This window comes from Pirellulales bacterium (assembly GCA_035939775.1).
Classification (GTDB): Bacteria; Planctomycetota; Planctomycetia; order Pirellulales; family DATAWG01; genus DASZFO01.
The window spans coordinates 20,066-39,340 of record DASZFO010000268.1 but is presented as its reverse complement, the minus strand read 5'-3'; the positions used below and the strand labels follow the sequence as shown (position 1 = coordinate 39,340).

20 protein-coding genes are annotated in these 19,275 nt (G+C 62.1%); 9 read left to right on the top strand and 11 right to left on the bottom strand.

Annotated elements, in window-relative coordinates; all coding sequences use genetic code 11:
• Window positions 1-6: 6 nt before the first annotated feature.
• Window positions 7-345 carry a hypothetical protein gene (locus VGY55_16865; protein ID HEV2971651.1) on the bottom strand — a complete coding sequence of 113 codons (339 nt, stop codon included), beginning with the start codon at window positions 343-345 and terminating at the stop codon, window positions 7-9.
• 37 nt (window positions 346-382) lie between these two features.
• Here VGY55_16865 and VGY55_16860 point away from each other — a divergent pair, with 37 nt between their 5' ends.
• From VGY55_16860 to VGY55_16845, 4 genes are all read left to right on the top strand, one after another.
• A complete protein-coding gene (locus VGY55_16860) occupies window positions 383-1,414 on the top strand; it encodes a PhnD/SsuA/transferrin family substrate-binding protein (protein ID HEV2971650.1) in 1,032 nt (343 codons plus the stop codon).
• 166 nt (window positions 1,415-1,580) lie between these two features.
• The gene (locus tag VGY55_16855; protein HEV2971649.1) at window positions 1,581-2,048 is read left to right on the top strand and encodes a sigma-70 family RNA polymerase sigma factor; all 468 of its coding nucleotides are present in this window, start codon (window positions 1,581-1,583) and stop codon (window positions 2,046-2,048) included.
• On the top strand, window positions 2,045-2,500 hold the full coding sequence (locus VGY55_16850; protein HEV2971648.1) for a hypothetical protein: 456 nt from the start codon (window positions 2,045-2,047) through the stop codon (window positions 2,498-2,500). The genes VGY55_16855 and VGY55_16850 overlap by 4 nt, the downstream gene beginning before the upstream one ends.
• Before the next feature lie 319 nt (window positions 2,501-2,819).
• Complete coding sequence (locus tag VGY55_16845; GenBank protein HEV2971647.1) at window positions 2,820-4,235, top strand: hypothetical protein; 1,416 nt, start codon at window positions 2,820-2,822, stop codon at window positions 4,233-4,235.
• Between the two features lie 37 nt (window positions 4,236-4,272).
• Here the strand turns inward: VGY55_16845 and VGY55_16840 are convergent, their stop codons facing one another.
• From VGY55_16840 to lexA, 4 genes are all read right to left on the bottom strand, one after another.
• A complete protein-coding gene (locus VGY55_16840; protein ID HEV2971646.1) occupies window positions 4,273-5,316 on the bottom strand; it encodes a trypsin-like peptidase domain-containing protein in 1,044 nt (347 codons plus the stop codon).
• 232 nt (window positions 5,317-5,548) lie between these two features.
• Window positions 5,549-5,689 (bottom strand): hypothetical protein, encoded by a 141-nt coding sequence (locus VGY55_16835; protein ID HEV2971645.1) that lies wholly within the window; start codon window positions 5,687-5,689, stop codon window positions 5,549-5,551.
• An 8-nt stretch (window positions 5,690-5,697) separates the two neighbouring features.
• Complete coding sequence (locus VGY55_16830; protein HEV2971644.1) at window positions 5,698-5,949, bottom strand: hypothetical protein; 252 nt, start codon at window positions 5,947-5,949, stop codon at window positions 5,698-5,700.
• Between the two features lie 483 nt (window positions 5,950-6,432).
• Window positions 6,433-7,041 (bottom strand): transcriptional repressor LexA, encoded by a 609-nt coding sequence (gene lexA / locus VGY55_16825; protein HEV2971643.1) that lies wholly within the window; start codon window positions 7,039-7,041, stop codon window positions 6,433-6,435.
• A 314-nt stretch (window positions 7,042-7,355) separates the two neighbouring features.
• Here lexA and sppA point away from each other — a divergent pair, with 314 nt between their 5' ends.
• From sppA to VGY55_16805, 4 genes are all read left to right on the top strand, one after another.
• On the top strand, window positions 7,356-9,176 hold the full coding sequence (gene sppA / locus VGY55_16820; protein HEV2971642.1) for a signal peptide peptidase SppA: 1,821 nt from the start codon (window positions 7,356-7,358) through the stop codon (window positions 9,174-9,176).
• A gap of 103 nt (window positions 9,177-9,279) precedes the next feature.
• Entirely contained in the window at window positions 9,280-10,626 is a 1,347-nt protein-coding gene (locus VGY55_16815; protein ID HEV2971641.1) for a gluconate:H+ symporter, read from the top strand.
• A gap of 227 nt (window positions 10,627-10,853) precedes the next feature.
• Entirely contained in the window at window positions 10,854-11,921 is a 1,068-nt protein-coding gene (locus VGY55_16810; GenBank protein HEV2971640.1) for a membrane dipeptidase, read from the top strand.
• 11 nt (window positions 11,922-11,932) lie between these two features.
• Window positions 11,933-13,045, top strand: coding sequence for a D-TA family PLP-dependent enzyme (locus tag VGY55_16805; protein ID HEV2971639.1), 1,113 nt, complete (start codon window positions 11,933-11,935; stop codon window positions 13,043-13,045).
• On the opposite strand, the gene VGY55_16800 is transcribed toward VGY55_16805, so the two are convergent.
• From VGY55_16800 to VGY55_16790, 3 genes are all read right to left on the bottom strand, one after another.
• Window positions 13,042-14,133: a type III polyketide synthase gene (locus VGY55_16800; GenBank protein HEV2971638.1), complete on the bottom strand. Its 1,092-nt coding sequence runs from the start codon at window positions 14,131-14,133 to the stop codon at window positions 13,042-13,044. The two genes, VGY55_16805 and VGY55_16800, sit on opposite strands and share 4 nt — an antisense overlap.
• 12 nt (window positions 14,134-14,145) lie before the next feature.
• A complete protein-coding gene (locus tag VGY55_16795) occupies window positions 14,146-15,306 on the bottom strand; it encodes an FAD-dependent monooxygenase (GenBank protein HEV2971637.1) in 1,161 nt (386 codons plus the stop codon).
• 148 nt (window positions 15,307-15,454) lie between these two features.
• Window positions 15,455-16,060: a methyltransferase domain-containing protein gene (locus VGY55_16790; GenBank protein ID HEV2971636.1), complete on the bottom strand. Its 606-nt coding sequence runs from the start codon at window positions 16,058-16,060 to the stop codon at window positions 15,455-15,457.
• 303 nt (window positions 16,061-16,363) lie between these two features.
• Between VGY55_16790 and VGY55_16785 the strand changes: the two genes are divergently transcribed.
• Window positions 16,364-16,603 carry a hypothetical protein gene (locus VGY55_16785; GenBank protein HEV2971635.1) on the top strand — a complete coding sequence of 80 codons (240 nt, stop codon included), beginning with the start codon at window positions 16,364-16,366 and terminating at the stop codon, window positions 16,601-16,603.
• A 67-nt stretch (window positions 16,604-16,670) separates the two neighbouring features.
• On the opposite strand, the gene VGY55_16780 is transcribed toward VGY55_16785, so the two are convergent.
• From VGY55_16780 to VGY55_16770, 3 genes are all read right to left on the bottom strand, one after another.
• Entirely contained in the window at window positions 16,671-17,231 is a 561-nt protein-coding gene (locus tag VGY55_16780; GenBank protein ID HEV2971634.1) for a hypothetical protein, read from the bottom strand.
• A 107-nt stretch (window positions 17,232-17,338) separates the two neighbouring features.
• Window positions 17,339-18,283 carry a ribose-phosphate pyrophosphokinase gene (locus VGY55_16775; GenBank protein ID HEV2971633.1) on the bottom strand — a complete coding sequence of 315 codons (945 nt, stop codon included), beginning with the start codon at window positions 18,281-18,283 and terminating at the stop codon, window positions 17,339-17,341.
• A 108-nt stretch (window positions 18,284-18,391) separates the two neighbouring features.
• On the bottom strand, window positions 18,392-19,156 hold the full coding sequence (locus tag VGY55_16770) for an NTP transferase domain-containing protein (GenBank protein ID HEV2971632.1): 765 nt from the start codon (window positions 19,154-19,156) through the stop codon (window positions 18,392-18,394).
• Between the last annotated feature and the right edge of the window lie 119 nt (window positions 19,157-19,275).

Below are 19,275 nucleotides of genomic sequence, written 5' to 3'. Positions count from 1 at the left end.
ATGACTCTATCGGAATTCAACAATAAGCCAAAAACCGAGCATATCATAGGTTCGGAAACCGATTTCCTCGATCAATTCTCGTAAATCGCTCACAAAATCCAAACGCGGCACTACTACGATCCATAGCTTGCAAAAATCTTCACCATGGCGTTTTTGCGCATCCCCTGGCGAACGCCTAATCTGTGGATGCCGACGCTGGTTCACGGGAATCCATGCAGCAAGGGATCGGACTATGAGCGATGCATCTCGGGCGAGTTCTGAATCGTCATCCGCCGGCAGCGGCGATGGCGCTTCCAGCAGTTCTGGTTCCGGCAGTTCCGGTTCGGGCAGCGGCAACCGAATCATACTTCGAACTGTTCTCTACCTCTGCCTCGCGGGCGCAATGGTGATCGTCGCCTACAATGAATACCGCGCCCGACAGGACCAAGCCGCTTTGAAGGAAGCGCAAGATATTCTGGTGACAAAGCACGGCCTGATCCAGCCCGCGCGAAAACATTTAGCCCCAGAGTATTCCGACAAGGATGGCCGCCTGGTGGCCGATCCGCCGACTGATCCCCAGCAATTGCTCGATCCCGACACGCTCACTTTGGCCCATTACCAGGATGCCAAGGCCAAGAGACAGGCGGTCGACTGGAACGCCTTGCAAGCGGTTCTCGAAAAGGCGACGGGCAAGAAGATTGTCGCCCAAGAGTATCTTAACGGCGCCGACGAGATTGCGGCGATCAAGGCCGGCAAGATTCAGCTCGTCGCTCCGCACGCCGCCGACACGCCGTATATCGTGAATAACGCCGGGTTCGTTCCGGTGGCCGTTCTCGGCGACGCCGCCGGCGCCCATGGCAACCATTTGGACCTCGCTGTCAGCCCGAAGAGCAAGATTCAAACTCTCGCCGATATTCGCGGGCACACACTGACCTGTACGGCCCCCGATTCCATCACCGGCTACCGAGCGGCGGTGGCCGTGCTCTCGCAAGAGGCCGCAATGCGCCCGGACGTAGACTACTTCGTCATATTCTCGCTCGGTCAAAAGCGATCGGTCGAAGGACTTGCTGGCGGCGATTTCGAGGTTGCCGCGCTGTCGGACGACACGGTGCAAAAGATGCTCAAGGACGGCGCCGTTAGGCCGTCTGACTACCACTTGATTTACGAGTCGCAGGTGATTCCGCGACTGACGATCGGCTACGTTTACAACCTCAAGCCGGAGTTGGCGGCCAAGATCACTGCGGCCGTGCTCGACTTCAAGAACGAAGGGGGCGTGGCCGAGGAAACCGGCAAGCCGACACATTTCTTAGCCGTCGATTACAAGAAGGATTTCGAGTTCGTCCGCAACATCGACGACTCCTTTGACCCCCGCTTCAGCAAAGCGCCGAAGGCGAAATCTTCCCCGGCCGCTCGCGACGACGCGACGACAGACTGAGGCGTCGCGCGAATCCTGCCCTCTCCACCCCTCAGCAAACCGAATGGGCTGAATGGGCGCGGCACGCGCGGGCCTCCATCCCAATCCGCGTGTCTACTGCGAGACCTATTCACGCCCCACCATTTCTTGCGGAATATCTCGGCTAGCGTGTCGTCATAATGGGTAGATGACACCGCACGACTTTGCGCGCCTGCTGGACGACCACGGTCCGCCGCTCGTTCTGTATGCGCGGCAGTGGTGCGGCAATTCGGAGGACGTGGTTCAGGATGCGTTTCTCAAGTTGGTCGCGCTCCGGAAGTCGCCTGATCAGGTTGTGCCGTGGCTGTATCGAGTCGTGCGAAACGGAGCCATTGATGCCAGCCGGATCGCGCGGCGACGGCAGCGCCGCGAGGCGATCGCGGCCCTGCCGGTCCGGTGGTTTGTGGAGGTCGAGGCGGACGGTCTGACGGCGGATGAAGCGGTAGCGGCCCTTCAGCGGTTGCCGGTTGACCAGCGCGAGGTGATTGTAGCTCGACTGTGGGGCGGCCTGAATTTCGAACAGATCGCGGAAATCGCCGGTTGCTCGCCGAGCACGGCCTTCCGCCGCTTTACCGCGGGGATCGAGGCCCTGCGGAAGGAGTTGAAATCGACGTGAGCGATCGCGAAGGCGGGGGCGAGGGGAGAGGGGCGAGTGATGAGGGGGCGGACGAACGGAACGATCCGATTGTCGAGCAGTTTCTCCGATTCACGCCGGACCCGGCCGGACTCGACCGCGATGCGCTGTTGTTCGCCGCGGGGCGCGCTTCGGCGCGGCCCAGCCGGCGGTGGCAGGCGCTAGCCGGCGCGTTGGCAGCTTGTCAACTGTTGAATTTGGCAGTGCTCTGGCCAAGACCATCTCCGCCAACGCCGTCAGCGACAACCGAGTTAGCCGCTGTTGACACGCCGCCCGCGGCAGTCGCCGATTCACCATACGAATTAGGGATCATGCGCGCGCGGATGATTTCTGACGGCGGCACGTTCCGCGTTCCAGCGACGAACGAACCATTAGTGCCCGACGAGTCGCCGTTGCGAGTTTTCCCCTTGCCGAAATCAAGACTTTTGAATTGAGGTGGTTGCCCGGTCCGGCGTCGAGCGCCGACGGAACATATTCGGTGGGGATCGCCGTCGAACCGCATCCTGGAAGGATGCCAGCCATTAGCCGGCGGTCGAGGCCGTCCGGCCGATACCGCCGGGTCAGTGACGCGCACGAATCACCGACCCTGGCAGGGGTCGCAGCGCGCTGGCATCCCTCTGGGATGCGAAGGTCGTTTGGTTTTCTCGCAACCGGGGGTGTCGGCCTAACGGCCTCGACCCCCGGCTAATGGCTTGGAACCCTGCCGGGTTCCGTTGGAGGTGCATTTCGTCAGACCCGTTTGGGAGAAGTTTCATGCTTCGAATCATCACGTTTCTCGCTCTATCCCTTGTCCTCGCGCTGCGGTGCTCTGCCGCGGAGCCATCCGCGCCGGCCGAGACCGTGGTGAAGATGACGGTCGAGCCGATGGCGGCCCCGATCCCGGCCCTCAAATACCAACTGCTCCCGGAAATGTCGGAGATGAATCCCGGTAATCCCGTGCAGGGATACTTGCGCTCCCTATCGGGACGAAATGGTTTCCTCTTCGGCAAGCAGTCCGTTGAAGAGCGCAGGGAATTACTGACCATGCCGCTCAAGGATATCCCGATCGAGAAGCTGAACGCCTACTACGGCGGCGATCGTCTGGCGGACGCCGACTACTCGGCCCGGCTCGACGTACCCGACTGGCAGATCCTGCTGCGAATGAAGAGCGTCGCCGACCTTGCGGTTCCAGACGTTCAAGAAATCGGCTATACGCTTGTGGATGCCCTCGCGGTGAGACTCCGATGCGAGATCGCTGGCCGAAGGTTCGACAATGCAATGGTCACCGCCAAGACAATGTTCGCGATTTCGCGACACCTTGGGGAGCATCCTTCGCTCGTCGGCGCTTTGTACGGTTACGATGTCGCTCATCGCGCGCTCGATCGCTTGGAGGAAATGATTCAGCAGCCGGGCTGTCCGAATCTCTATTGGGCGCTCACCAACCTGCCGAACCCGTTGATCGACTTGGAAAAGGGAGCACAGTCGGAGAGGATGTTATTCGCCCCTGTTTTTTCACTGATCGAGGAAACGGCGCCGATGAACGAATCGAGAGTCCAGAGGGCAATTGACGGCTTCACAAAATTAATCAAGGATGGCCCCGACTGGGAAACGAAAACGAAAGAGTTTACAAGTCGGTTGAACGCGCGTGCTGAGAGTAAACCTCATGTCGCGGCAGCGCGCAAGCGACTGATCGACGCTGGCGTGAAATCAAAGATCGTCGAGCAGTTTGGAGCCGTACAGGTGGTTCTCCTGGATGCGAAGCGCGAGTACGAGATACGCCGTGATGACATGCTTAAGCTAACGCCGCTCCCATATTGGCAGACGGAATCCGCGCAAGGTGACAGCGACAAGTCTTCCACAACGAACGAGCGGCCACTTTTCGATTGGATAACTGCGGACTCTGCCGTCAGCGTGACGCGGATGGTGCAAACATGGCGGCAGCAGCGAATCGCTCTCTTGCGCTGCGTCGAAGCGCTGCGACTATTCGCGGCCGACCATGACGGCAACCTTCCCGCGCGACTTGCCGACCTGACGGTTCCCGTGCCCTTCGATCCAGTGACGGGCAAGTCGTTCAGTTATCGGCTTGAAGGGACAACAGCAATCCTCCACGGTACTCCAACTCGCGAGCGCGATAAGGAAGCAACGGACACCGATTACAACCGTCGTTACGAAATAACCATCCAGAAATGAATGACGGCGTGCTCTCAGTGGCGGCACCCACTGCCGTCTATCCCAATCGGCGAGTCGCCTGGTAAAGCAGCATCAAAACGCCGAGGACTGCCAGCAGGGTTTTGACTTGCTGGCCAGCGGTATGGCCGGCGATGTCTTCCCAACTAACTTGCTCGGTCGCGGGTTGAGGGTTTGGCTCCGCGGACGAGATCGCGGCCGGGACTGGGCGCGGCGGTTGTGCGAAGGGATCGGCCGACGGATGGCTCGACGCCGGTTGCGACGGTGGCCAAGTTGGCGCGGGCGCGTTTGTTGTTGGATAGCTGGTTGTCGGTGGGTATACCGATTGAGGCGCGGGAACTGCGACGAGGAGGTCGCCGCTGGGGGATGGCGGCGGATCCGAAGAATTGAGACGGTTTTGTCCCCTCACCCCCGGCCCCGCTCCCGCAAGGGGCGAGGGGAGACTTGTAGTTGACCCCATAGGCGCGTCCGGCGCTTTGGCGAATTCGGTAGTGGGGAGCGTATTCGGCTTGCCAGCGCCGATCGAGGCCAGGAACCAGCGGACGCGGACCGAGGCGCTTCCCGAGGTCATCCCGCCCCCTTCGCCGAACAGCACGCCGGCCAATTCGCCGCGGGCGTTGAAGATCGGGCCGCCCGAATCGCCGTGCCGCGCGGCGGCGGAGACTTCGACGATGTCGTAAGGCATGCCGGCGCCGGGCGAGAGATATTGCGTGCAGCGCCCTGCCTGGGCTCGATAGTTGCCGCTGCCGTAGCCGGCGATGGCCAGCGGATCGCCGCGCTGCGGGATTGCTGCCGCGATTTGGACCGCTTGCACGCGCGGCCGCCAGATGGCCACGGCCGCCAGGTCCCAGTCGCGATCCATCTTGATCACGTAGCCGGGAGTTTGAAAACCGTCGGGAAACGAGACGATCACGTTTCCTGCCGCGTCTTTGACGACGTGCCAATTTGTAATCACCAGCCCGTGCTTCTCGCTCACATCGACGAGCGTGCCGGAGCCGAGCGAGGCGCCGTTTCGCTCGGGCGAAATCACGCGCACCACGGCCGGATGGGGCGTCTGCGGAGCGAACCCGAAGCGGGCGGACACTGGCTGCGCGCGAACCGGAGGAGTTGGCTCGGGAAAGAGTTCAGATTGCGCGGCGAGGCGCGCGGGGATCGTCAGAGCGAACAGAACCGCGGCAAAGACGATCCTCGAAGGGCTAGAAACAGTTTGAAAACCGCCGGGGACTGTCCCCATTTTGCGCCGGGCAGCATCGCCGGGATTGTCGCGGAGAAAAATGGGGACTGTCCCCTTCTCCGAGGCGGTTTTGAAACTGTTTCTACTCGCCGATTCGGTTCTTGACCTGAGGTGAGGCACGGCGTTGGGCTTCGCTCTTGACGATCATCCGCAGCAATTGCTGCCGCAGGCGCTCCTTCTCCGAATCGACGCGAGCAGGTTGAGGTTTGGGTGTCTCTTGCATCGTGATACCTAAGCGGCGATCGGTCGGCCTCCTTGCAGGTCGGCGTCGCGCGGAGGAAAGTCCTGTCCGTTGTTGAATTGATCTTTCAAGCGCCGGAGTTCCGCTCTCAGGGCGCTATCGGCCAGCTTGGCCAGCGTCATTCGAGCCGGAAATCCGGCCAGATGCACGGCCGCATTGCGGGCCTCTTCGAGCACGTCAGTAGACAGATAAAGAGTGGCCCGAACTTTCGGGACCTCGCGTCGGAGGGATCTGGGATTCATTGCAATCGGGCGGGACGGAGGAAACGTGGGACGTTTCGGCAGGGGTCGCACTACTGAAGAATTTCGGACGTTGACGCGCGGCCGCATGAATGACCGACGGTGCGCCGCCAACGCTTACGGCACCGCTTTTAGCGGCAGCCTCGGTAGAGCTTCGCAAGCCGGCAAAGTCTGCCAGCGTAGTCGTAGCGGGAGCATCTTGCGCCCGTGGACTGCGGCTGGCCTTCGGCTCTGAGGCTCAGGCTCGAAGAGAAGCCGCAGCTACGAAAAGTGTTGAACCCGAAAATCAAGAGGTGACAAAGCACTAGCCCGAAGCGCAAGCGAGGGAGCGTTATCGCTTTCCCTTGCTTGCGCAGCGGGCTAGTGTGTCGCACCGCATATAGAGTCGGTGTCGCGATGAATAATCCGGGTTGAGAGCCAATCCGAGATCCGCCTGAGGAGAGGAGAATAGTCCCCGGCGGTTCTCGGATCGGCTCTACAACGCGATTAATCCACCTTTCGCACGACGCCGCAGACGACGCCGGAGACTCGCGCATCTTTGACGTAGATCGACTGCATCGAGGAATTGGCCGGCTCGAGGCGGATGCGGTGCTTGCTCGGCTCGGGATACCAGCGCTTGAGCGTCGCTTCCCCTTCGTCCGTTTCGGCGACGACGATTTGGCCGGGGAAGGCCTTCGATTGCTTGCGGACGACGACGTAGTCGCCGTCGGCAATTTGTGCGTCGATCATCGAATCGCCGCTCACCTTCAGCACGTACAGGTTCTTTTTATTGAACATCGCCTCGAAATCGACGCGCTCCGTCTGCTCGATCGCTTCGTGCAACACGCCCGCGGCGATCCGCCCGGCCAGCGGCAAGCCGCGCTCTTCGATCGGTTCGGCAACCAACTGAATGGCCCGCGACATGTTCGGCTCGCGCGTGATCAACCCTTTCTTCTCGAGCGCCTTGAGATGGCACATGACGCCATTGGGCGAACTGATGTCGAAGTTCTCGCCGATCTCGCGGACGGTCGGGCCGTAGCCCCGGTTGCGAATTTTGTCGCGGATGAATTCGTAGACGGCTTTTTGCCGCTTGGTAAGAATCTTCAAGTCGAGCATCGCCGCACCTCGCGTGATGAGTGGATATTTGTTCCGTAGGACGGCCTCTGTGCCCGCCTGCGCCAAATATAATATACGGGTGTTCACAGTCAATAGCGTTTGTACAGTTTTTCTCTCCGGATAACCCACAAGTGGGGCATGAAATGCCGATTTGCGGGAAGGACTGCCACGGCGGCGGCGCGCGCTTTGGCTTGACTCTCCGCCGGGCGCAAGCGCAAGATTGAAGTGCGGTTCCGCGGCCCGCCCGCTTCCGGGCGTAGTCCGAGGCGCGATCCAAATTGTCTTTCCCATGTTCGTCGAGGAGGTCTTTTGCCATGCGGCGTTTTATCCGGTCATCCTGCGAAACTTGCCTGATCTGCGCCTTGGCTTTGGCATTTGCCGCCACCGCCGCCAGTCCTCTCCGAGCGGATGACGACTCCCCTGCCAAGGAAAAGTCCCCTGCGAAGGAAAAGAAGAAGGAGAAATCGACCGCTAAGCTGGCGGTCATCGAGATCAGCGGTGCATTTCCGGAAGGGCCGGAGCAGGACGGGCTGTTTGGCGAAATCTCCGTCGGCTTGAACAAGGTCTTCGAGCGGATGGACCAGGCCAAGAACGACAGCAAGATCGCCGGCGTCGTGCTGCAAATTCGCGATCCCGAAATCGGCCGCGGCAAGCTTGACGAATTCCGCGCCGCCATCGATCGACTCCGCAAGGCGGGCAAAAAAGTCTACGCCGACGTCCGCATGGCCGACTCGAAGCCCTATCTGCTCGCCTCGGCCTGCGATGAAATCATCATGCCCGAAAGCGGAACGCTGGCCGTCACCGGCGTGCGGGCCGAATTGACCTTTTACAAAGACCTGCTCGACAAGCTGGGCGTCAAGGCGGAAATGATGCAGATCGGGGCCTACAAGGGAGCCGCCGAGCCGCTCACCCGCAGCGGCATGAGCCCCGAGTTCCGCAAGCAATTCGAATTGGTGATTGACAACTACTACGACCAAATGATCGACACGATCGCCGCCGATCGCAAGCTCGATCGCGGCAAGGTGAAGGACCTGATCGACGAAGGAATCTTCACGGCCGCGGCAGCCAAGGAGGCCGGCCTGATCGACCGCGTGGCCTATCTCGACGAGTTTCGCAATGACTTGGGCGAGAAGCTCAAAGTCGAAGAGATCACGCTCGTCGAGGATTACGGCAAGAAGCAACTCGACACCGATTTCTCCGGTATCGGCGGATTCATGAAGATGATGCAGATGATCACCGGCGGCGAATCGGAAGAGAAGGATGGGAAGAACAAGAAGATCGCCGTGGTTTATGCCGTGGGGGTCATCACCGACGGCGAGAGCGGCGGCGGAATGTTCGAGGAGGTCAAGCTCGGCGGCGACACGCTGGCCAAGGCCATTCGCGACGCCGATGCGAATGCGAAGGTCGCGGCGATCGTGCTGCGGATCGATAGCCCCGGCGGATCGGCGCTGGCCAGCGATCTCGTCTGGCGAGAAGTCGTCCGCTGCAAGAAGCCGATCGTGGCCAGCATGGGCGACACGGCGGCCAGCGGCGGATACTACATCGCGATGGGAACCAAGAAGATCATCGCCGAGCCGGGCACGCTCACCGGCTCGATCGGCGTGGTGGGCGGCAAGGTCGCGCTCCAGGGCCTGTTCGACAAGATCGGGATCAAGACCGAAGCGATCAGCCGCGGGAAGAACAGCGGCTGGGAATCGATGGACACGCCGTTCACGACCGCCGAGCGCGAAGCGTGGATGAAGTCGATGCAAGATATGTATCGCCAGTTCACGGCAAAAGCCGCGGCGGGGAGGAAGATCGACGTGAGCCACCTGCGCGATGATCTGGCCGGCGGCCGCGTCTTCACCGGAAAGATGGCCGCGGACAACAAGCTCATCGATCGGCTGGGCACGCTCGACGACGCGGTGGCCGAGGCCAAATCGCTTGCCGGGCTCAAGGCCGACGAACCGATCGACCGCCTCGAACTGCCGAAGCCGAAGAGCATCTTCGAGCAGCTTTTCGGCAGCTCGGGAATGGAATCTCGGCTGCCGATCCCGGCCGAAATTGCCGCGCAACTCGCGCGCGCCGAAACGCTCCGCCGCCTGCTCTCGCGGCCGGCAGTGCTCATGATGCCGTATCAGGTGAAGATCAAATAAAAGCCGATCCGAATACGGCCGGGGACTGTCCCCTTTTGTGGAGTCTTCGGAACCAAAGGGGACTGTCCCCCTCTTCCCAGGCCGTTTTCGGATAGGCGATAAGGTGAACCACAACACCTGGCTGCTTCTCGACACGGCGCTGGCGGTCGCGGCCCTCGTGGTGCTGATCGCCTGGCTGAAGCTGAATTCGTTCGTCGCGCTGGCGCTCGTCTCGCTCGCCGCCGGCTTGGCGGCGCCGATGGATCCGAGCAAGGTGGCGGGCTCGTTTGCGGATGGCGTGGGTGGGATTCTCGGCAAGATCGCCGTCGTCATTGGCCTCGGCGCCATCCTCGGGCAAATGCTTGCCGAATCTGGCGGCGCCGAACGGATTGCCACCGCGCTGGTCAATTCATTCGGACCGCGATGGCTGGCGCTCGCGTTCGTCGCGGCAGGGTTCTTGATCGGATTGCCAGTCTTCTTTCAGGTCGGTCTGGTGTTGCTGATTCCGATCGCGGAGACGTCTGCTGGAAAAATCGGAGTTCGCTTGTCGCGGTTCGGCTTGCCGTTGGTAGCGGGTCTGTCGGTCTCGCATGGCTTGATCCCGCCGCATCCCGGTCCGATGGCCGCGTTAGCGATTCTGCATGCAAACGTCGGCAAGACGATTCTCTACGGGCTATTGGTCGGTGCGCCGACCGCGATCATCGCGGGACTGGCGTTCGCTCGCGTGAACTGCGGCAGCGACGCGGCGGAGACATTGAAACAACCGCCAGACCGACCGCCGCCGCCCAACGGTGCGCCAAACTTTTGCACGGCGCTGATGTCGGTCTTGTTGCCAGTGGGGCTAATGATGCTCGGGGCGTGCGCCGAACTGGTCCTCGCCGACGGAACCAAAGTGCGCCGCTGGCTGTTGTTATTGGGCGACCCGGCGGTCGCGATGCTGATTGCCGTGTTGGTCTCCTTCTATTCCCTCGGTTTGGCCCGGGGATTCAGCCGGAGACAAATCCTTGGATTCTGCAATACTTCTCTTCTGGAAATCGGTGGCGTCTTGCTGATCGTGGGCGCCGGCGGCGGATTCAGCCAGGTGCTTCGAGACAGCGGCGTCAATGAAGCGGTCAAAGAGTTGGCGCTGCGGCTGCCGGTCTCGCCGCTGGTCTTGGGATGGCTGCTGGCCGCCGCGGTTCGCGTGGCCACCGGCTCGGCGACCGTCGCGATCATTACCTCGGCAGGGCTTGTCGTGCCACTGGCCGTTGGAAACACTGCCCTTAGCCCGGAGCTGCTCATATTGGCGATGGGGGCCGGCTCGCTAGTGCTTTCGCACGTGAACGATGGTGGGTTCTGGCTCGTGCAGAAATACGTGCGCTTGACTGTGCCGCAGACTTTGCGAACTTGGACGATTATGGACACAATCATCTCGGCGGTTGCGCTCGGCTTCGTACTTCTGCTCGCGGCAGTGCTCCACGCGGTGAGATAGAGATCATAGTTGAGAGGTTGGTCGTTAGCCGGTTCGCTTGTCTTCGACCCTGACGCTCAGACCGAAGGGCGAACCGGAGTAATTGGCGATTGGCGCACGGAGCTGGTCAAGATGTCATGGTGGATTCGCACTGGACTCGTCCGACCTCCGACCTCGGACCTCCGACCTCTCAGTTCACAGCTCCTTAAGCCGTTTTTTATGACGTTCAACCCAGCGATGTTTATCCCATGCTGATCTTCGACGCCCATCTCGATCTGGCGATGAACGCCTTGGAATGGAACCGCGACCTGACGCGCCCGGTCGCGGAGATTCGCGACCGCGAACGGGGCCGATCCGACAAGCCCGATCGCGGCCACGGGACGGTCTCGCTGCCCGAGATGCGCCGGGGCGGGGTCGGCCTGTGCGTGGCGACGATGATTGCCCGCTACGTGAAGCCCGGCAATCCGCTTCCTGGTTGGCACAGCCCGGCCCAGGCCTGGGCACAAACACAGGGACAGCTCGCCTGGTATCGGGCCATGGAAGAGGCCGGAGAGATGGTGCCGATCGTCGATTCTGCCAGCCTCGCGCGGCACGCCGCGCTTTGGAGCAGTGCCCCATCGGACGGCGCGCCGATCGGCTACATCCTTAGCCTTGAAGGGGCCGATTCGCTCGTCACGCTCGGTCATCTGGAGCGCGCCTATGCTCAGGGCCTGAGCGCGGTCGGGCCGGCCCACTATGGTCCCGGAGTTTATGCGCAAGGAACTCACGCCACGGGCGGCATCGGACAGCGCGGCCGAGAGTTGCTCGCCGAGATGCAGCGCCTCGGCATCATCCTCGACGCGACCCATCTTTGCGACGATTCATTTTGGGAAGCGCTCGACGTATTCCCGGGACCGGTCTGGGCGAGCCACAACAATGTTCGAGCGCTGGTGCCCGACACGCGGCAATTCAGCGATGAGCAGATTCGCGCCTTGATTGAGCGCGGGGCAGTGATCGGCGCGGTCCTCGACGCCTGGATGCTGGTTCCCGGCTGGATACGCGGTCAGACCACGCCGGAATCCGCCGGTCTCAAGCTCGAGCGGCTGATCGACCACCTCGACCATATCTGCCAACTCGCTGGCAACGCGCGGCACGTCGGCATCGGCTCCGATCTCGACGGCGCCTTCGGCCGCGAGCAAACGCCGGCCGATTTCGACACGATCGCCGACCTGGCCCGCCTGCCGCAACTCCTCGCCGCCCGCGGTTATCACGTCGCCGACGTTTCCTTAATCATGCACGGTAACTGGGTTCGCTTCTTGCAAGACGCGTGGCGGTAAAGGTGCTGAACATGTCCGACCGGTGGTACGAACTCGAAAACGCGGCCGAGGTGGATTCACCGGCGCTGGTAGTCTATCCCGAGCGGGTCGCCGAGAATCTTCGCCGGATGATCGCAATCGCCGGAGGCGCCGATCGACTGCGCCCGCACATCAAGACGCACAAGATGTCGGCGGTCGTGCGGATGCAAGTGGAGGCCGGCATCACCAAGTGCAAATGTGCGACGCTGGCCGAGGCCGAAATGGCGGCCCGCGCCGGGGCGACGGACATCTTGCTCGCACATCAACCGGTTGGGCCAAAGATCGGCAAGCTCGCCGCACTTGCCAAGCGATTTCGGCGCACCCGATTCTCGACCATCGTCGACGACGCCGGTATCGCGCGGCAACTCTCCGCGACTTGCCACGAGTCAGGTTGTAGCCTCGACGTGCTGCTCGACTTGGATGTTGGCATGGGCCGAAGCGGCCTGCGACAGGGCGCGGAGGCGGTCAAGTTATATCGCGCGATCTCGCGAATGCCGAATCTCGTCCCCGGCGGGTTGCACGCTTATGACGGTCAGATTCGCGATCGCGACGCGGCCCAGCGTGAAGTAGCCTGTGACGCCGCAATGACGCCGGCGATCGCGCTGCGCGATCAACTGGTCGCCGAAGGCCTGCCGGTGCCGCGATTTGTTGCGGGGGGCACTCCGACGTTCCCCTTCCACGCCCGCCATCCCGACCGCCAGTGCAGCCCCGGCACGTGCGTGTTCTTCGACGCCGGTTCCAGGCTATCGCTCCCCGATCTCGAATTCCTTGAAGCGGCGGTCGTGCTCAGCCGCGTGGTGAGCAAGCCGGGCAAGAACCGGCTCTGCCTCGACCTCGGTCACAAATCCGTCGCCGCCGATCCAGTCGGCACGCGCGTCGTGTGGTCCGATCTGCCCGACGCGACGGTGATCATGCACAGCGAAGAGCATCTCGTGCTCGAAACGCCGCAGGCCGACAGCCGTCCGATCGGCGCTGTACTTTACGGCATCCCCTGGCACATCTGCCCCACCTGCGCGCTCCACGCCGAAGCAATCGTCGCTCGCGATGGACGAGCGACGGGAACTTGGCGGGTTGATGCGCGCGATCGGAGTTGTTCGACGCGCTAGCCGAACAGCGCCGCTTCGACGACGAGTCCCGGTCCGAACGCGAGCGCCACGCACGGTCGTGGCGCGTCTTGCGCCATGAGCCGCTCGAGGATGAAGAGGATCGTCGCGGACGACATGTTGCCGCAGTCTTTGAGAACTTGTTGAGAGATGAAGGTTGCGTCATCGGGCAGTCCAAGACCTGAGGCCACTTGACTGACGATCCGCGGGCCGCCCGGATGCACGGCCCAGGATTGCACGTCCGACAGCGTCATGCCATCGCGGGCGAGCCACGATTCGATCCAGGGGCGCAATTGCGATGCGATCAGTTCCGGCACCCGCGGTGAAAGGGTCATTTCGAAACCATGATCGCCGATCCGCCACGACATCGCGTCTTCCGAGCCGGCGAAAAGATGCGAGCCGCTGCGGGCCAGTCGCCAACCGGACGCGGGCGATGAATCCGCCGCTCGGCAGACGAGGGCCGCGGCCCCGTCGGCGAAGATCGCGTTGGCCACCAGTTTTTCGGAGCCGTGGCCATATTGATAGTGCAAGCTGCACAATTCGGTGGCGCAAATCAGAATCCGCGCCTGGGGATCGGCACCGGCAAATGCCGACGCCACGCGCACGGCGTTAAGCGCTCCGTGGCAGCCCATGAAACCGACGTGCGTTCGGGCAGTTTCCGGCGAGAGCTTCAGCCCCTTGATCAGCCGCACGTCGAAGCCCGGCGCGACGAACCCGGTGCAGCAGAGCGTAATCAAATGCGTGATGTCTTGGGCTGCGACAGCCGAGCGGGCAAGCGCCGCGCGGGCGGCGGCCAGCGCCAGTGGCGGCGCTTCCTCGGAGAATCTCTCCATCCGTGCGGCCGTCGTCGGTCCCAGATCTTCCTCGCTGACGGCCGGCGCCATGAACGTCTGTCGCGGCAGCGCTCCATCGGGCTGCTCCAGGAGCACGCTGCCGCGTCGCTCGATTCGAGTGCGCCGATACAGGGCTTGCAGCGTGTGGGCCTGCTCCGGCGTCGCGAGGCAGAACGTGTTCGCCAGATCGGCCGCCTCTGTCTGGGCGATCGAGTAGGCCGGTTCAGCGGTGCCAATTCCGAGGATGGCGAGCGTCATACGGTGCAAGATTCAAACGATGGTCATCACGTCGAGGCGATCGAGCGCACGGACTGCGAATCGCGGTGGCGGAGCGGAGAAATAGCGGACCAGCGGAGCGGCGAGCGACGGAAAATGATGTAGCGCGACAATCGCCGCGCGCGCTAATCGCGGCGAGCGAAGCAATTTGCCAATTCCACGGCAAACGAGCATTCGCCTCACTAGCAGTTGCCGGTGCGCGGCTTCCCACCGGTCCGCCAAGCGCCGCGGCGAATCGTGCTCGACCGATTGGGAGACAATCGGCGCGACTGCGCAAGCTGAGAGCATCGCCCAAGCCATGCCTTCTCCCGTAAATGGTTCAACGTATGCCGCCGCGTCTCCGATGACGAACAGCCGCCGGCCGGCGACGCGAGCTAGCCTTCGCGTGAGCGGCGGAGTTCCGTGCCATTTTAGCGCGGACAGTTCGCTGGGCCAGGGGAAGCCGGCCGCTTCCACGATTTGCTTCGCCGCTTGCGCGGGACCGTTGGCATCTGCTAGCAATCGTCGATCGACTGCCCCCGCCACGTCGAGCCGCCCATCTTCCAGACGGACTTGCCCGACGTAACCACCCTGGGCAACAGCCATGTAGATGGTGCCGGCGCGGAAATACTGAGGCGCCGCTTCCAGCGTCGTTCCAATCCCGACGAGCGAATCGGGCGTGGCGATTCGGTGAAAATCAGGGGAAGCGTCCAAGAGGCTCCCGCGCAAGCCGTCCGCGGCAATTACGACCTTTGTCGCAATCTGCACCGCCCGTCCATCGCGGGACAGTTGCACGGTGCGTCCGTTGGCCGTTTCGCCGCTCAATCGGGCCTGAACTCCGTCGATGAACTCGACGCCGCAGACAATCGCTTCTCGAACTAGTGCGGCATCAAGTGCTTCGCGCGAGACGGAGAAGCCGCCGTCGACAAGCGGCAACGAAACGACTCGGCCGCCGGATGCCAGTGCGAATTGATCGATCGGCCGCGCGCCCAATCCTCGAAGAAGATGTCCCAGGCCAATCCGCTCGAACACTTCCGCGGCAGTCGCATTCAAACAACAACCGCACACTTTATAGCGCGGAAACGACGCCTTATCGACGAGCAGCACCGATTTCCCGAGCCGCGCGAGTTGCCGTGCCGCCACGGCGCCGGCCGGTCCCGCTCCAATTACGATCACGTCCCAGGTTCGGCGAGACGCATCGTCTAATCGGCCGACGGCGAACGGGACGTCCCCACGTTTTTCCAACGGCATTCCTGGGGACGACGCCCGGAGAGAGAAGGTATCTCCCCGGCCATTTACGCAAGCGTGGTCTCTCGGCAGTGTCTCAGGAGCGATCATGACGCCACCAGGATAACAGAAATCGGAACGGCCAGCGTGGGCGAATATCGCAATCGTCGAGCCCGGCGCGGCAAGCGATTGCTTTCGCTTCGGCGATCGTGAATGCGGCCCGCACCGAAAGCGGGCCATCGACGCGAACGACGTCGGATCGTGTGACGAGCTTCGTCGCACCGTAGGCCAGCAGCAAGCCCGGGGTCGAACGCCGCAGGTCGTTCACCAGCACGAGTCGCCGGCTCGCTTCGGCCATGCGGCCGAGCAAACTGGCCGCGTCGTCGTCGGACAAATGATGCAGGAACAGCGAACAAATGATGGCGTCGAATCCATCAGGCAGCGGCTCGGCCAGCACGTCGCGCGAGAAGAACTCGATCTCGGCGCCCGATTTCTCGGCTCTCCGTCTGGCAACCTCAATCGCCCGGCGACTGAAATCGCACGCGGAGATTTCAATTGGCAGTCGGCTTCGCTTGGCGCGACGCCATAGCGCGATCGGGATATCGCCGCCGCCGGTCGCGATGTCGAGCACGCGAATCGGCTCACTGGTCCGACGGCTCAGCCGTTCAAGCGACGGCCAAACGATGTGGGCACTGGCGCTCAAGCGGTTCAGTCACGAGAGCCCGTCGAGCGCCTGGATGTGGCGGCGTTCATCGAGCGCGGGATCGTCCATGAGTTCGGGGATTCGTTCTCGTTTCGTGAGTCGCAGGTGGGCCAACATGGGGATTTTTCGATTGGTTCAAGCTGTCGCACCACGACTCGTGATCACGCGTCTCTGATCGCGGTGCGGAATGTCGATTGCATTTTAGCGGTTCTTTGGCGAGACTTGCAGTAGCGGCTCGCCTCGATTAGCGAGAGCCGACGTAGTATCCTCGTTTGACCGACCTTCTCGACCTCCCCGATTCAGATGCACTACCTCTACGGATCGAAATCGGGAGTGCCGCGAAAACTTGTGGCCACCTTCGGCTCGGAGCAGCAATTGCTTGCCTACGTGAACTGGGCCACGTTGTCCGTGCATGACGGAGTTCACAAATTCGAGCAAGGAAGCCCGCTCGCGGGCTACCAGGGATGGAGCCACTCCGACCAACCGCAAACCGACGACGACCCCGCCGCAGTGGACTTCAATCCATCACCGAGCATGCTCTAACGCTTGGGCTTACGGGTTCCTTCCACCGTTCCCACAGAGTGCTCTTTGCCTGATCCACTAACGATGCCTAACGATGTCCTCTGATCACGAGCGACGCGAGTCCAATTAATAACGGAACGTAAAACAGAATATTGAGCAAAAGGAGGATCACGGCGACCACTTTATTCGCCTTCGACCACTTCTTCAGCTCACCATCCTGCGTTTCATTGTAGTACACGTCTCCGGTGACAAGATTGATGCAGGTCCACCAGAGCAGCGGCGGGAATAGGAACCATCCGACTAACACGAAGATCGTATTGGTGGAACTCATTCGATACCACGGCACGTTTTCGTACAATCGATACCTGCGCCGCCGCGCCGGCGTTGCGGAGGCCGGTGGTTCGTAGGGGTTTTCGGAAGACCGAGGTGGCGCCGTCGGCGCGGATGCCGAAGGCGATGAAATGGGCGACGGCAAATCGTCTTCAAGAAGATCGGCGACGCGAAGTTCGGAGTCGTTGGGTTCTTTCGTTCCGGCGGCGGGAATCGTAAGGATCGTTCCGCATTTCTTGCATTTGAGCCGTTTGCCGGCCATTTCGATGCCCACCTGGTAACGTTGGCTGCAACCCGGACATTGGATCACGTTCGTCATGTTCGCGAGAACCGTAGGAATGCAAAGATAGTAGGAAGCGACATGCGGCTCGCCGCGGTGATGGCGCCGACACTGGCCGACGTTGCTGGCCAGTGCCACGCGGCGGCTCACACGAACAGCCCGCTCACCGATTCGTTGCGGTGGATGCGCTTGATCGCCTGGCCGAGCAGGGCGGCGACGCTGAGGACCTTGATCTTGGGGAGCACGGTCTTGAGTCGCAGGGGAATGGTGTCGGTGATGGCCACCGAGGAGATCGGCGCTTCCTCGAGTCGCTCGATTGCCGGGCCGACCAAGAGACCGTGCGTCGCGGCGACGTGAATCTCGCGGGCGCCGGCCAGATCGAGCGCCTTGGCCGCCCCGCAGATCGAGCTGGCCGTGCTGATCATGTCGTCGAACATAAAGATGACTTTTCCACGGACCGGGGCGCCCATGATGTTTTCCTGCCGGGTGACGTCGGCGCTCGTGCGGCGCTTGTCGACGACGGCCAGGGGCACGCCCATCCGAGTGGCATGGCCGAGGGCCCGCTTGATGCCTCCTTCGTCGGCGCTGACCACGACGATCTCGTCGCGCTTGAAGCCGAGCGATTGGAAATAATCGCTGAGCACCGGGGCGGCATAGAGATGGTCCACGGGAACGTCGAAAAAGCCCTGGATCTGGGCGGCGTGCAGGTCCATCGCCAGCACGCGATCGGCCCCGGCCCGGGTGATGATGTTTGCCACCAGCTTGGCCGTGATCGGCACGCGGCCGGCGTCTTTGCGGTCCTGCCGGGCATAGCCGTAATACGGCACGACGGCGGTGACGCGGAAGGCGCTGGCCCGCTTGAAGCTGTCGATCATGATCAACAGCTCCATCAGGTTCTCGTTGACCGGTGGGCAGGTGGGCTGGAGCAAGAACACGTCGCGGCCGCGAACGTCCTCGTCGATCTTGCAGGAGATTTCGCCGTCCGGGAAATTCCCCGTCGAGATTTTGCCGAGCGACAATCCGAGATACTCGCAAATGCGCTGCGCCAGCTCGGAATTCGCACGGCCGGAGAAAATCTTGAGGTCATTCATGGATTAGTCGCAAGCGGTAACCTTAGGGTGCGTCAAGGCTTTGCGAAGACGCACCGCCGGGAGTGGTTTCGGTGCGTCTGCGCGGACTTGACGCACCCTACGTTTTCGTCATTCGTGTTTCATCATTCTTCCTTCGCAATGCTTCATCAATTCTCGCTCGACGACCGCCAGCTCGTCTACTGTGTTAATGCTCAACGCCTCGCACGGTTGCAGCACCGGCAGTGCCTCGACCAGCTTTCCTTCGGTCAGCAAAACGCCGGGGCAATCGGTAAGGTAGTATTCCCCCTGGGCGTTGTGCCGGCCGATTTTGCCAAGAGCATGCAGCAGTTCACGGCAATCGAAAACATAGCAGCTCATGTTCACTTCATTGATGCGGCGCTCGTCGGGCGTGGCGTCGCGCTCCTCGACAATGCCGCGGAATTGGCCCGCGGCGTCGCGCACGATTCGTCCCAACCCGGCCGGATCGGAGCGACGGGCCGTGCCGAGCAAGCAGGCCGGCTGCGTGCGCTCGAATTCCTCGAGCAACGCGGCAATCGATGTGCTTTGCATCAGCGGCGAGTCCCCCGTCACCACGAGCACCGCGCCATCGTGAGGCTCAAGCGCCTCGCGGCAGGCCATCACGGCATGGCCGGTGCCCAGTTGTTCCTTCTGCTCGACGAACGTGATCCCTCGCCGGCGGGCCAGCGCCTCGCGGACCAGATCGCCGCGGTAGCCGATCACGACGATCGTGTTCTGCACTCCGGCCGCCGCGAGCGCGTCGAGCACATACTCGATCATCGGCCGTCCCGCGACGCGGACCAAAACCTTCGGCAACTCGGATTTCATCCGAGTTCCCTTGCCTGCCGCGAGCACGACTGCCACTGTCGGAAACATGGAATCCGCTGAGTTTCGTCTAGTACCCGCGGAAAACCGCCTGGGAGAAGGGGACAGTCCCCAGTTTTGCTCCGCGGACTGCGCAAAATGGGGACAGTCCCCGGCGGTTTTGCGCGGGT

Excerpts from the sequence above, each read along its gene's own strand:
- VGY55_16865 (HEV2971651.1), bottom strand. The coding sequence starts at position 345 with ATGATTCGGTTGCCGCTGCCCGAACCGGAACTGCCGGAACCAGAACTG.
- VGY55_16860 (HEV2971650.1), top strand. The coding sequence starts at position 383 with ATGGTGATCGTCGCCTACAATGAATACCGCGCCCGACAGGACCAAGCC.
- VGY55_16855 (HEV2971649.1), top strand. The coding sequence starts at position 1,581 with ATGACACCGCACGACTTTGCGCGCCTGCTGGACGACCACGGTCCGCCG.
- VGY55_16845 (HEV2971647.1), top strand. The coding sequence starts at position 2,820 with ATGCTTCGAATCATCACGTTTCTCGCTCTATCCCTTGTCCTCGCGCTG.
- VGY55_16835 (HEV2971645.1), bottom strand. The coding sequence starts at position 5,689 with ATGCAAGAGACACCCAAACCTCAACCTGCTCGCGTCGATTCGGAGAAG.
- VGY55_16830 (HEV2971644.1), bottom strand. The coding sequence starts at position 5,949 with ATGAATCCCAGATCCCTCCGACGCGAGGTCCCGAAAGTTCGGGCCACT.
- lexA (HEV2971643.1), bottom strand. The coding sequence starts at position 7,041 with ATGCTCGACTTGAAGATTCTTACCAAGCGGCAAAAAGCCGTCTACGAA.
- sppA (HEV2971642.1), top strand. The coding sequence starts at position 7,356 with ATGCGGCGTTTTATCCGGTCATCCTGCGAAACTTGCCTGATCTGCGCC.
- VGY55_16810 (HEV2971640.1), top strand. The coding sequence starts at position 10,854 with ATGCTGATCTTCGACGCCCATCTCGATCTGGCGATGAACGCCTTGGAA.
- VGY55_16805 (HEV2971639.1), top strand. The coding sequence starts at position 11,933 with ATGTCCGACCGGTGGTACGAACTCGAAAACGCGGCCGAGGTGGATTCA.
- VGY55_16800 (HEV2971638.1), bottom strand. The coding sequence starts at position 14,133 with ATGACGCTCGCCATCCTCGGAATTGGCACCGCTGAACCGGCCTACTCG.
- VGY55_16785 (HEV2971635.1), top strand. The coding sequence starts at position 16,364 with ATGCACTACCTCTACGGATCGAAATCGGGAGTGCCGCGAAAACTTGTG.
- VGY55_16780 (HEV2971634.1), bottom strand. The coding sequence starts at position 17,231 with ATGACGAACGTGATCCAATGTCCGGGTTGCAGCCAACGTTACCAGGTG.
- VGY55_16775 (HEV2971633.1), bottom strand. The coding sequence starts at position 18,283 with ATGAATGACCTCAAGATTTTCTCCGGCCGTGCGAATTCCGAGCTGGCG.
- VGY55_16770 (HEV2971632.1), bottom strand. The coding sequence starts at position 19,156 with ATGTTTCCGACAGTGGCAGTCGTGCTCGCGGCAGGCAAGGGAACTCGG.